This window comes from Streptococcus pneumoniae, assembly GCF_001457635.1.
GTDB classification, from domain to species: Bacteria; Bacillota; Bacilli; order Lactobacillales; family Streptococcaceae; genus Streptococcus; species Streptococcus pneumoniae.
Genome location: NZ_LN831051.1, coordinates 1,864,052 through 1,875,914 on the forward strand (window position 1 = coordinate 1,864,052; position 11,863 = coordinate 1,875,914).

The following is an 11,863-nucleotide window of genomic DNA, read 5'->3' on the forward strand; positions in this document are numbered from 1 at the left end:
AAACAAGATAGACGAGTGTCCATCTTGTTGATCTCATTCATAACGAAGGGCTTCAATTGGATCAAGTTTCGATGCCTTGTTGGCTGGCAAGACTCCAAAAATCATACCAACACTAGCCGAAACTGCAAGACTAAATAGGGCAACTGGGATTGATACTCCAACTTCTATACCTTCTATTAAACCTTGCAGTAACAAACCTGCTAAGGCAGTTAAACCACTTGCAATTGTCAAGCCAATTAAGCCACCTAACAAGGTCAAAATCATGGATTCAATCAAAAACTGAATTAAAATATTGGCACGTGTTGCGCCCAAAGCCTTACGAAGACCAATCTCACGAGTGCGCTCTGTCACCGAAACCAGCATGATGTTCATGACACCAGTTCCTCCAACAAAGAGAGAAATCCCTGCGATGGAACTAATAATCGTCGTCATAAAACTAAACGATTGTTGAATTTCTGCAAATACAACGGACTCATCTGCCACCTGGTATTCTCCCTGTTGTAAGCCTGCAAGCTCTGTCATTTTTCGTGCCAGTTCTGGACCCAGAGTTGGGGTTAAACTGGTATCATTCACTCGAAAGACAATACTAGCTATTTCATCTATATTAAAATTCGCAGCAAGGGAGATATTGGTAGTAATAGGCAAGCCACCAAACCCATATATTTTTGACCTTTTAGCCTCCGGACTAGTATAAACCCCAATGACCCGGTAACTAAATCCATTGACTTCTACAACCTTGTTAATAGCCTCTTGAGGAGATTCAAATAAACTAATGGACAATTCCTCATCTAGCAAAATAACACTTGCAAACTCTTTGAAATCTTGCTCTCTCAGACTACGACCTGCAATAATTTCATTCTTAACAGCGTCCATGTAAGTTCTGTTTCCACCTGTCAAATTAGCATTCTCAACCTTTTTATCTTGATAGGTCAAGATGGCATTCGTTGAATTGGTTACATAGTAACTATCCACTCCCTTCAGTTTAGCTGCCTCTTGAACCCAGGATTCTTGCGGTTTTGGCGGTTCAACAGGAACTTCCTCTTCCTTTCCAGAAACCGTAAAAGCTGATTGTTTCTGAGTAAAAGACCCATCTTTACTTTTTTTAGGAGAGAAAAAGACGCTAATATTTTTCTGAGATTTAGTCATATCTTTATTGACTTGACGAGATAGGGAATCACCCAAAGCCATAATCACAACAACTGATGAAACACCGATAATAATCCCAATCATAGTAAGCAAAGAACGCATCTTGTGAGCCATGATAGATGAAAAGGCAAATTTCAGATTCTGCATCTTAGTTTTCCTCCTTTCCTAACTGAGCACTGTCAGACGAAATGACCCCATCCCGAATGACAATCTGACGTTTGGCATAGGCAGCAATCTCAGGCTCATGCGTTACCATGATAATGGTTTTTCCTTCTTTATTCAAATCAACCAATAATTGCATAATTTGGTTACCTGTTTTGGTATCCAAGGCTCCTGTCGGTTCATCCGCTAGGATAATAGAAGGATTGTTTACCAAGGCACGCGCAATGGCTACACGTTGCTTTTGACCACCAGATAATTCTGAAGGTAAATGGTGACTACGTTCTGTCAATTCAACCTTGTCTAAATATTCCTCAGCCAACTTGCGACGTTTTGAAGACGAAACTCCTGCGTAAATCAAGGGCAATTCTACATTTTGCAGAGCATTGAGCTTCGATAGAAGAAAGAACTGCTGAAAGACAAAACCGATTTGTTGGTTACGAACCTTAGCTAGTTGTTTTTCACCAAGCCCAGCCACTTCTTGACCTTCAAGATAATATTCTCCACTGGTTGGTGTATCCAACATGCCAATCGTATTCATCAGAGTGGACTTACCAGAACCAGATGGCCCCATGATGGCTACAAATTCACCCTCATTCACTTCTAGATTGATATTTTTGAGAACCTGCAGTTCTTGGTCACCATTACGGTAGCTTCTGAAGATATTTTTTAGACTAATTAGTTGCTTCATCAGCCTTCACCTCTTTTCCTTCTTCCAAGGAAGATGTTGGATTACTGATGACCTTAGCACCATTTGTCAAACCAGAAGTGATTTCTTGATTTTCTGCGTCAGCATTTCCCAATGAAACCTCAACTTTTTTAGCCTTTTGTTGTTCATCCACAATCCAGACATAATTTTTACTATCATCCATTACTAGACTGCTAACAGGAACAAGAATAGCCTTAGTTTTGCTTTTAACCTCAATGTTGACAGAAAAACCTTGTTTCAAATCACCAACCTCGCCTGTCACATCAATAGTATAAGGGTATTTAGAACCTGTATTATTCCCGGCTGCTGGACTAGCTGCTTCACCATTGTTTTTAGGATAGTCAGAAATATAGCTTAATTTCCCAGTCCATTTTTTATCAGGATACACTTTAGAAGTAAAGCTTACTTCTTGACCTACAGAAAGGTTGGCTAGATTGTACTCAGACAATTCTCCCTTGACTTGTAAATTTTCATTGCTGACAATATGAACCATAACTTGACTCGCCCCTGTTGGAGATTTAGAAACATTGCTATTGACTTCGACTACAGTTCCCTCTAGGGTACTGAGAACAGTTGTTGCATCCAATTGACTTTGAGCCTTGCTTAATTGCGCTGCAGCATCTGCACGCGCATCACGGGCATCACCCAATTGAGCATCAATAGAAGCAACAGAATTTCCAGCCACTGGAGTTGGGCTTTGCACCGTTGCATCTTCTCCTCCTACTGGCGCTGGTAACTGTGGAGCCTGAGCTGAAGCGGCTTCATTTCGTGCTTGATTGAGTTCATTGATATGACGATCTGCCTTAGCTACTGCTCGACTAGCTGAATCATAGGCCGCCTGCGCTTCTGAACTACTGTACTTGACTAAAGCCTGCCCTTCGCTGACCTTATCGCCCACAGAAACAAGGATTTCGTCTAAATCACCCTTACTAGCATCAAAATAAACATATTGTTCATTTTTTGCTGTTACTGTCCCTGACAATAAAACAGAGGATGCCACGCTTCCTTCCTTGGCAACAACAAGATGAGTAGGCTCATCTTTTACAGCAGTCTGAGAAGGTTGTCTAAAAAGTAAAATCCCCCCGGCACCCAATACAACTACACTCGCAGCACCGATTGCTGCATACAGTTGCCACTTTTTAGCTTTACCATTCTTTTTCTTCATAATGAAACTCCTTTTCTTTTTTACAATACTTTGCTATTATACCAAATTTCCCTCCAGCAAACAATACAGTTCAGGATTAAGCAATCGTTCGGAATTTTTCTTTTCTATTGTACTAGATATATAATACACTATCTTGACTTATTTGGCAAGCTTTTTTGCAATTTTTTGTGCGTAGCAGATTTTTGCAATCAAATCAAAAAAAGAATAAAATATAACTATCAAAAAAGACGCTCTACTATTTAAAAGATTACAAAGGAGTTTTCAATGAGAGAATATGATATCATTGCTATCGGTGGAGGTAGCGGAGGAATCGCTACCATGAACCGTGCTGGTGAACATGGAGCCAAAGCAGCCGTTATTGAGGAAAAGAAATTAGGTGGAACCTGTGTCAACGTCGGTTGTGTTCCTAAAAAAATCATGTGGTACGGGGCGCAAATCGCTGAGACTTTCCATCAATTTGGAGAAGACTACGGCTTTAAGACTACTGATCTTAACTTTGACTTTGCAACCCTACGTCGCAATCGTGAAGCCTACATTGATCGCGCTCGTTCTTCTTATGATAGTAGTTTTAAACGCAACGGTGTAGACTTGATTGAAGGTCATGCTGAATTTGTAGATTCTCATACTGTAAGCGTAAATGGTGAACTGATTCGTGCTAAACATATCGTGATTGCTACAGGTGCCCATCCAAGTATTCCTAATATTCCTGGTGCTGAGCTAGGTGGCTCTTCTGATGATGTATTTGCCTGGGAAGAACTTCCAGAGTCAGTTGCCATTCTAGGCGCTGGTTATATCGCCGTTGAATTAGCTGGCGTACTCCACACTTTTGGTGTCAAGACAGATCTCTTTGTTCGCCGCGATCGTCCTTTACGTGGTTTTGATTCCTACATCGTTGAAGGTTTGGTCAAGGAAATGGAAAGAATAAACTTGCCACTTCATACTCACAAAGTCCCTGCCAAGTTAGAAAAAACTGCTAAAGGCATTACCATTCATTTCGAGGATGGTACCAGTCACACAGCTAGCCAAGTTATCTGGGCTACAGGTCGCCGTCCAAACGTTAAGAGCTTGCAACTTGAAAAAGCTGGAGTGACTCTGAATGAACGTGGCTTTATCCAAGTAGATGAATACCAAAATACTGTTGTTGAGGGAATCTATGCTCTAGGTGATGTAACAGGTGAAAAAGAACTGACTCCAGTTGCAATCAAGGCTGGGCGTACCCTATCAGAACGTCTCTTTAACGGAAAAACAACTGCAAAAATGGATTACTCAACTATTCCAACTGTTGTCTTTTCACACCCTGCTATCGGAACTGTTGGTTTGACAGAAGAACAAGCTATTAAAGAATACGGTCAAGACCAAATCAAGGTTTACAAATCAAGCTTTACTTCTATGTACTCTGCTTGCACTTGCAACCGTCAAGAAACTCGTTTCAAATTGATCACAGCTGGTTCAGAAGAAAAAGTTGTCGGACTTCACGGAATTGGCTACGGCGTTGATGAAATGATTCAAGGATTTGCTGTTGCTATCAAAATGAGAGCAACCAAGGCTGACTTTGACGCAACTGTAGCGATTCACCCAACTTCATCTGAAGAATTTGTAACCATGCGTTAATCGAAACAAAAGAAGCTGATATAAATATGTCTGCTTCTTTTTTAATGATTTTCGAATCAACAAAAAATTATCCAACTTGACTAGTCACGAAAATCGGCTGTTACAGTTTTTGTTACCTTGTTTTTAAAAAATGGTTGACATCGACTCCTATATGAGTATAATAGTTACTATACATTAGAAAAGAGGTTAACTATTTTGAAAAAAGCTCACGTTTATGCTATCCCTGCTATTGGGGCTGCTCTCATTGCTGTTTTGGCACAAATCAGTCTTCCAATTGGACCTGTTCCCTTCACTCTGCAAAACTTTGCAATCGGCTTGATTGCTACTGTCTTTAGACCTAGAGAGGCTGTACTTTCTGCTGGACTCTATCTTCTTCTAGGTGCTATCGGTCTTCCTGTCTTTGCAGGAGGTGGAGCTGGTTTTCAGGCTTTAGTTGGCCCTACTGCAGGCTATCTTTGGTTTTATCTCGTTTACTCTGGACTTACTTCCTCTCTAACCAACAGCAAGAGTGGTGTTGTTAAGATTTTTCTTGCAAACCTCTTGGGTGATGCCCTTGTCTTTGTCGGCGGGATTCTCAGCTTGCATTTCCTAGCTGGAATGGCATTTGAAAAAGCTCTTGCTGTGGGGGTTCTTCCCTTTATCATTCCAGACCTTGGCAAACTTCTGGCTATTAGTTTTATTAGCCGTCCCCTACTTCAACGCCTTAAAAATCAGGCTTACTTTACTAACTAAAAAAGGATATCGAGTTATCATGACTCAATATCCTTTTCTTTTATTTTGAAAACTTATACTCAATGAAAATCAAAGAGCAAACTAGAAAGCTAGCCGCAGGCTGCTCAAAACACTGTTTTGAGGTTGTGGATGAAACTGACGAAGTCAGTAACCATACATACGGCAAGGCAAAGCTGACGCGGTTTGAAGAGATTTTCGAAGAGTATTAGTTGCCTTTAAAGGCATCCACCATCGTTTGAAATTCTTCATTTGAGAGAGTAATCCCTTTGCCCATTTTAGTATGGTCTGGACTCCAAGCACGAATATCAAACTTTGCAGGGGCACCATTAAAGCTCACACGGTTAATTTCCTTGGTCCAACCTTTTTCGTTTTCAGAAAGAGTCAACAAGTGCTCTTCGATTTCAAATGTAAATTCTGCCATTTTCTTCTCCTTTTTTAGTTTCATTAGTTTATTCGTAAAATCTTGTAGATTTTAGGAAAATTTTATATAATATTGATATAAAAGAAGGGAGGCCAATATGAGACATAAATTCCAGCAAGTTCTAAATAAAATACATGATTTTTTAAATGGATATGACCAACCTGACCAGACTGAAACCAACTCCCTTACAGCCACTATTGAAGAGGCTATCCAGAAACAAACCGCTGTTCACCTTATCTTGTCTGAGACAAGTTTTACAGGTGATATCATCAAATATGATCAGCAAGGCCAGCAAATTATCGTGAAAAATTTTGCCAAAAATGTGAGCCGGATTATCCGTATAAGCGATATTCAACGCCTGCGATTTGTCCCCTCAACTGTCCAAACAGCCCAAAAAAATAGATTTAAGAAAGAGTGAGATGTAGTTGCTTCATCCCACTCTTTTTTCTTAGCGAATTTGTTCAAAATGTAAATGAACTGCAATATGATCTCCATAACCACTTCTTTCCAAGTCACGTTGTAAACGATAGGAAATGTAGTGTTCTGCAATGGTAATGTAACCTGCGCCCAATAAACGATGTTCAACCATAGATTGAATCATACTGATAGTCGCACGTTCCACCTTGGCTTCTTGTAAATCCAAAACTACCTTCTTAGTGACTTGAGCAAGATTTTGACGCAAATCATCTGTCAAAACATAAACAGTTTGGGCTGCCTTCAAGATGGCTTGGTAAATCTTATCTGGATTAAATTCAGCAATTTCGCCATTACGTTTGATTACTTGCATAGGTTTCTCCTTTATTCTTTGTTTTCTTTGATTTCTGCCAGCATTTTTTCTTCTTCTACTGTCAGTTGATAATGTTCAAGTAAATCCGGTCTGCGCTCGTAGGTTTTCTTTAAACTCTCGTACAATCGCCACTGACGAATCTTTTCATGGTGGCCACTCATCAATACATCTGGCACGACCATGCCTCGATAATCATAGGGACGTGTGTACTGAGGATATTCTAAAAGACCTGAAGAAAAACTATCATCTTGGTGGCTAGACTCCTTGCCAATCACTTCTGGAATCAGGCGAACTGTAGCATCAATCATGGTCATAGCTGCCAATTCTCCACCAGTGAGGACATAGTCGCCTAGGGAAATCTCATCTGTTACCAAGGTCTTAATGCGCTCATCATAACCCTCATAGTGCCCACAGATAAAGATTAGCTCTTCCTCTTGAGCCAAATCTTCAGCATAAACCTGATCAAACTGCTTTCCAGCAGGATCGAGGAGAATAACGCGCGGATTTTTCTTTTCAATAGCATCAAAGGAATCGAAAATAGGTTGTGCTCTGAGCAACATGCCCTGACCGCCTCCGTAGGGCTCATCATCTACATGACGGGCCTTTTCAGCATTTTCTCGAAAATTATGATACTGGATATCCAAGAGCCCTTTTTCTCGAGCCTTTCCAACGATTGAGTGCTCCAGTGGAGAAAACATCTCTGGAAAGAGGGTTAAAATATCAATCTTCATCGTCTAACCCTTCTAAGATTTCCACATCGACCCGTTTATTTGGAATATCAACATTGAGAACCACTGGTGGGATATAAGGTAAAAGCAAATCACGTTTGCCTTTTCGTTTGACCACCCAGACATCATTAGCACCTGGTTGCAGGATTTCCTTGATGGTTCCAACCAAGCTATCACCCTCATAGACTTCCAAACCGATAATCTCGTGATAGTAAAATTCACCATCGTCTAGGTCATTCAAATCTTCCTCAGCGACCTTGAGACTGTATCCCTTGTACTTTTCGATAGTATTGATATGGTACATATCTTTGAATTTAATAATGTCAAAGTTCTTCTGTTTACGGTGGCTAGCGATGGTCACTGTTTGGACAAACTGATCTTTTTCATCAAACAAAGCCAGCTCAGCTCCTTTTTTAAACCGTTCTTCTGCAAAATCCGTCACAGACAAGACTCGCATCTCACCCTGTAATCCCTGCGTATTAACGATTTTCCCAACATTAAAGTAGTTCATCTTGTCTCCTGTAATCTCCTTTTTTCCATCTTATTCTGACAATTCTCGAATAATAGCCGCAATTTTTTCCGATTCTGACCATTGTAAATAATGGTGATTCCTTCCTAAAATGAGTTTAGTATTGGAAGTCCAATATTCTGATTCTCTGTACTCTTTTTCTCTATAAGTCTGACAAAAAATAAATACAGGGACATGAGATTCTATCGACAAATTCTCAAAATCTTCCTCAGTAATCTCTCCAGATATCTGAAATTCTGGATCTTGATTTTCCAACTCTAAGCCTTTTTCTTGCATTAATTCCCAGATTTTTTTATTCGTTTCAGGACTAAATGTTGCTTGAGTTAAGTTCTTAAAATAAAGTTCAGGACCACACTCGTCAATCAGCCTCATCTGCTCTTCCATTTCTGGATAAGGATTTTCTGAAAAATCAGCAAACATGACTTTTTTAGTTGTCGGTTCAATTGCTACTAAAGTCTGACGCTTAATTGGTTTCTCGAGTAATTTGCAAGCTAAAATTCCACTCCAACTATGTGCACAAAGTATATATTCAGAAATTCCTAATTCTTCAAGTACTTCATAAACCGCATCTGCAAGATTATCTAGATTTTTTCCAGCTTGGTCATGAATCGGACTCCTACCTGTGTTCGGAAAATCAATTGTCAAATAACCAATTGTAGGAGGAGGTTTTTCAAGTATAAGTGAAAAATTTTCATAACTTGGTAGCAAACCTGCTCCGTTTAGACAAACTAGCACTTTCTTTTGCTTTTGATAAGTAACAGAGAGGCTACCAATTTCTGTAGATACTTCAAACCTCTTCATAAAGAAATCCACTCATTCTATATAATGAATTATTAAAAATCCTTATCCTTTATTTTATCACGTTCCAAAGATTTTCTCAAGTTGGAGGAAGGGGACAACATCTCTACTTTCCCTTCAAGAATCCTTCCAAATCATGTTTATGTTGGTAATTAACGGCTGCGGTTTTGTCTTTCTCAAAGATGGTTCTAGTTAGGTCAATATGCTTGATAGCAGCAATAGCGACGGTGTAGTGAATGATATCAGCCAGTTCTATGGCAGGTTCCTCGTTCGAATCCTATCCCTTCTTTTCGACCAGAGCGCCTATTCAAAACCTCGGCTACTTCTCCGACTTCCTCCACTAACTTCATAAAGAGACCTTCATCAGTCCGAGACTGCTGTTAATGTTCGAGTAAGTAGTCTTGGAATTGCCTAAACGTTCAATCTTTTATAGTATATTGAAACTAGAATAGTACACCTTTACTTCTAAAACATTGTTAGAAATCGATTTGACTGTCCTGATCGATTTGTCCTGTTATTATTTCATTTTACTATATCTTCTATTCCACACAAAAAAGCGAGACATCCGTCCCGCCCTTCTTATTTTTCGTCAATAACGATTCTTACTTTTTTGTATTCAGTTGGGACAGAGTAGACAATCGTTCTTATCGCAGAAATAGTGCGACCCTTACGACCGATTACACGACCCACATCGCTTTGATCAAGATTCAAATGATATTCCAAAAATTCTGGTGTATCCTCAATCTTGATAGTTAAGGCATCTGGTTGTGAAATTAAGGGTTTCACAATCGCAATAATGAGATTTTCAATCGTATCCATCTGTCAACCTACTTTAAACTTATTTTGAGAATTTAGAATCGTGGAATTTTTTCAATACGCCTTCTTTTGAAAGGATGTTACGTACTGTGTCTGAAGGTTGAGCTCCATTAGCCAACCATGCAAGAACGCGGTCTTCTTTCAAAGTTACTTGGTTTTCAGCAACAAGTGGGTTGTAAGTTCCAACTGTTTCGATGAAACGTCCGTCACGTGGTGAACGTGAATCTGCTACGTTGATACGGTAGAAAGGTTTTTTCTTAGAACCCATACGAGTCAAACGGATTTTAACTGCCATTTTTAAAGTCTCATTTCTTTAATTTTTTATTTCGGTGAAATAGCTGAGCTATTTAGCACATGTTCTATTATAGCAGATTTCTGGCATGTGTCAAGAAAAAAACTTGACAGACTATAAATTTCTTAAAGTATTTAGAAATTTGTTAGAATAGGAAATAAATGTTTGAAAGATGCTATCCGTGAATACTATTTTAGAAAAATTTTATAAAGAACACCAAGTCAAACCCTTCATATCGCCTGAACGAGAGTTGGATACTTGGCTTCTAAGTCCCAAGCCCGTTCCCAAGCGAAATATGGACTTATTAGTAGATGATTCACTAGCAGGAGATATCATTTTACTATGGAGAATCCAGTTTGGTACTTTTACCACTGAAACATGATTTTAAAAACTCCCATTCGAATATGATTCAAAATTCGCTTAGAATCAATGTTTTCCCGCTTTTTCAAAAAATAAATTTTCATCTAATTTAAATAACTTTCAATTAAGTGTGAATTTTGCTTAAAATCATTAAAAAGCACCCCATGGTGTGAACCATGAAGTGTTGTAAATGCTGTGTTGTAGCTAGTTCTTAGCGTTTAGAGAACTGGCTAGCTTTACGAGCTTTCTTAAGATCTGGTTTCCAAAATACTTTGAGTACACTTATGGTATTGATGCCCCTAAACATCTAAAAACTCTGGTAGAAAAAGGGTATGCTCTTGTCGAAACTTCTTTTGACTCACTTGACCATCTAAATAATACCATGAAAAAGAATATCCTGAAGAAGAAGGGAGTTACTGGACTTTCTAAAATGAAATCTTGCGACCTGGATCAAGCCCTTCATGAGCATTTTTCAGAAGAAGAATTAGCTGGTCACTTTCATGTCCTTCTATGGACTTTTTTACAATGGCATTGCTATCACACCCAATACCTATCTAAGCGCCTGGTTCGTAAACTTTATTGCAGCTCTTCCTCTAAATTTCCTAATTGTTGAACCAATTGCCCGTTTTATACTAAGTTCTTTTCAGAAACCATTTACTGGGGAAGAAGTTGAAGAAGTTGAAGATTTTCAAGATGATGATGAAATCCCAACTATTATCTAAGCCAGTTCTGTAAACTACTAATATTTGAAATCCACTTCTTTTTAGGGTACAATGGTATAAATGAATTTTTGAGAGGATCAGAATGAAAAAACTAGCAACCCTTCTTTTACTGTCTACTGTAGCCCTAGCTGGGTGTAGCAGCGTCCAACGCAGTCTGCGTGGTGATGATTATGTTGATTCCAGTCTTGCTGCTGAAGAAAGTTCCAAAGTAGCTGCCCAATCTGCCAAGGAGTTAAACGATGCTTTAACAAACGAAAACGCCAATTTCCCACAACTATCTAAGGAAGTTGCTGAAGATGAAGCCGAAGTGATTCTCCACACAAGCCAAGGTGATATTCGCATTAAACTCTTCCCTAAACTCGCTCCTCTAGCGGTTGAAAATTTCCTCACTCACGCCAAAGAAGGCTACTATAACGGTATTACCTTCCACCGTGTCATCGATGGCTTTATGGTCCAAACTGGAGATCCAAAAGGGGACGGTACAGGTGGTCAGTCCATCTGGCATGACAAGGATAAGACTAAAGACAAAGGAACTGGTTTCAAGAACGAGATTACTCCTTATTTGTATAACATCCGTGGTGCTCTTGCTATGGCTAATACTGGTCAACCAAACACCAATGGCAGCCAGTTCTTCATCAACCAAAGCTCTACAGATACCTCTTCTAAACTCCCTACAAGCAAGTATCCACAGAAAATTATCGAAGCCTACAAAGAAGGTGGAAACCCTAGTCTAGATGGCAAACACCCAGTCTTTGGTCAAGTGATTGACGGTATGGATGTTGTGGATAAGATTGCTAAGGCCGAAAAAGATGAAAAAGACAAGCCAACTACTGCTATCACAATCGACAGCATCGAAGTGGTGAAAGACTACGATTTTAAATCTTAAAA

Annotated in this window: 17 protein-coding genes and 1 pseudogene; 7 read left to right on the forward strand and 11 right to left on the reverse strand. The window is 39.4% G+C overall.

From position 1 onward, the window contains the following. Positions 1-33 precede the first annotated feature (33 nt). The 3 genes from AT689_RS09885 to AT689_RS09895 are packed head-to-tail and all read right to left on the reverse strand — an operon-like array spanning position 34 to position 3,179. Positions 34-1,293, reverse strand: coding sequence for an ABC transporter permease (locus tag AT689_RS09885; RefSeq protein ID WP_001180421.1), 1,260 nt, complete (start codon positions 1,291-1,293; stop codon positions 34-36). Between the two features lies 1 nt (position 1,294). Further along, positions 1,295-1,996, reverse strand: coding sequence for an ABC transporter ATP-binding protein (locus AT689_RS09890; protein ID WP_000811482.1), 702 nt, complete (start codon positions 1,994-1,996; stop codon positions 1,295-1,297). Continuing rightward, complete coding sequence (locus AT689_RS09895; RefSeq protein WP_000728652.1) at positions 1,980-3,179, reverse strand: efflux RND transporter periplasmic adaptor subunit; 1,200 nt, start codon at positions 3,177-3,179, stop codon at positions 1,980-1,982. The genes AT689_RS09890 and AT689_RS09895 overlap by 17 nt, the downstream gene beginning before the upstream one ends. A gap of 264 nt (positions 3,180-3,443) precedes the next feature. Here AT689_RS09895 and gor point away from each other — a divergent pair, with 264 nt between their 5' ends. The 3 genes from gor to AT689_RS13110 all read left to right on the forward strand — a co-directional run bounded on the left by gor (position 3,444) and on the right by AT689_RS13110 (position 5,731). Further along, positions 3,444-4,790 carry a glutathione-disulfide reductase gene (gene gor, locus AT689_RS09900; RefSeq protein WP_001209584.1) on the forward strand — a complete coding sequence of 449 codons (1,347 nt, stop codon included), beginning with the start codon at positions 3,444-3,446 and terminating at the stop codon, positions 4,788-4,790. A gap of 195 nt (positions 4,791-4,985) precedes the next feature. Next, a complete protein-coding gene (locus tag AT689_RS09905; protein ID WP_000709035.1) occupies positions 4,986-5,522 on the forward strand; it encodes a biotin transporter BioY in 537 nt (178 codons plus the stop codon). Positions 5,523-5,584: 62 nt separating this feature from the next. Next, positions 5,585-5,731: a hypothetical protein gene (locus AT689_RS13110; RefSeq protein WP_000692983.1), complete on the forward strand. Its 147-nt coding sequence runs from the start codon at positions 5,585-5,587 to the stop codon at positions 5,729-5,731. On the opposite strand, the gene AT689_RS09915 is transcribed toward AT689_RS13110, so the two are convergent. Continuing rightward, positions 5,728-5,943, reverse strand: coding sequence for a YdbC family protein (locus AT689_RS09915; protein ID WP_000807422.1), 216 nt, complete (start codon positions 5,941-5,943; stop codon positions 5,728-5,730). The genes AT689_RS13110 and AT689_RS09915 overlap by 4 nt on opposite strands. Before the next feature lie 97 nt (positions 5,944-6,040). On the opposite strand from AT689_RS09915, the gene AT689_RS09920 reads away from it, so the two are divergent. Beyond that, a complete protein-coding gene (locus AT689_RS09920) occupies positions 6,041-6,361 on the forward strand; it encodes a hypothetical protein (RefSeq protein WP_001216106.1) in 321 nt (106 codons plus the stop codon). A 30-nt stretch (positions 6,362-6,391) separates the two neighbouring features. Here AT689_RS09920 and AT689_RS09925 read toward each other — a convergent pair whose 3' ends face one another. The 7 genes and pseudogenes from AT689_RS09925 to rpsP all read right to left on the reverse strand — a co-directional run bounded on the left by AT689_RS09925 (position 6,392) and on the right by rpsP (position 9,896). After that, positions 6,392-6,730, reverse strand: a complete 339-nt coding sequence (locus AT689_RS09925) for an ATP cone domain-containing protein (RefSeq protein ID WP_001196049.1) — start codon at positions 6,728-6,730, stop codon at positions 6,392-6,394. Between the two features lie 11 nt (positions 6,731-6,741). Continuing rightward, positions 6,742-7,461 (reverse strand): tRNA (guanosine(37)-N1)-methyltransferase TrmD, encoded by a 720-nt coding sequence (gene trmD / locus AT689_RS09930; protein ID WP_000686923.1) that lies wholly within the window; start codon positions 7,459-7,461, stop codon positions 6,742-6,744. Next, a complete protein-coding gene (rimM, locus tag AT689_RS09935; RefSeq protein ID WP_001105899.1) occupies positions 7,451-7,969 on the reverse strand; it encodes a ribosome maturation factor RimM in 519 nt (172 codons plus the stop codon). The genes trmD and rimM overlap by 11 nt, the downstream gene beginning before the upstream one ends. 30 nt (positions 7,970-7,999) lie before the next feature. After that, positions 8,000-8,788, reverse strand: coding sequence for an alpha/beta hydrolase (locus AT689_RS09940; RefSeq protein ID WP_000819200.1), 789 nt, complete (start codon positions 8,786-8,788; stop codon positions 8,000-8,002). Positions 8,789-8,891: 103 nt separating this feature from the next. Beyond that, a pseudogene (locus AT689_RS12990) lies at positions 8,892-9,204 on the reverse strand (MazG nucleotide pyrophosphohydrolase domain-containing protein); the annotation flags it as partial. Between the two features lie 160 nt (positions 9,205-9,364). Further along, positions 9,365-9,604: an RNA-binding protein KphA gene (kphA, locus tag AT689_RS09945; protein WP_000379621.1), complete on the reverse strand. Its 240-nt coding sequence runs from the start codon at positions 9,602-9,604 to the stop codon at positions 9,365-9,367. 19 nt (positions 9,605-9,623) lie between these two features. After that, positions 9,624-9,896: a 30S ribosomal protein S16 gene (gene rpsP, locus AT689_RS09950; protein ID WP_000268761.1), complete on the reverse strand. Its 273-nt coding sequence runs from the start codon at positions 9,894-9,896 to the stop codon at positions 9,624-9,626. A gap of 169 nt (positions 9,897-10,065) precedes the next feature. Here rpsP and AT689_RS09955 point away from each other — a divergent pair, with 169 nt between their 5' ends. From AT689_RS09955 to AT689_RS09965, 3 genes are all read left to right on the forward strand, one after another. After that, entirely contained in the window at positions 10,066-10,275 is a 210-nt protein-coding gene (locus AT689_RS09955; protein WP_000953865.1) for a hypothetical protein, read from the forward strand. 478 nt (positions 10,276-10,753) lie between these two features. Continuing rightward, the gene (locus AT689_RS09960; RefSeq protein WP_000011699.1) at positions 10,754-10,975 is read left to right on the forward strand and encodes a hypothetical protein; all 222 of its coding nucleotides are present in this window, start codon (positions 10,754-10,756) and stop codon (positions 10,973-10,975) included. An 82-nt stretch (positions 10,976-11,057) separates the two neighbouring features. Further along, the gene (locus tag AT689_RS09965; RefSeq protein WP_000731922.1) at positions 11,058-11,861 is read left to right on the forward strand and encodes a peptidylprolyl isomerase; all 804 of its coding nucleotides are present in this window, start codon (positions 11,058-11,060) and stop codon (positions 11,859-11,861) included. The last annotated feature ends 2 nt before the right edge of the window (positions 11,862-11,863 follow it).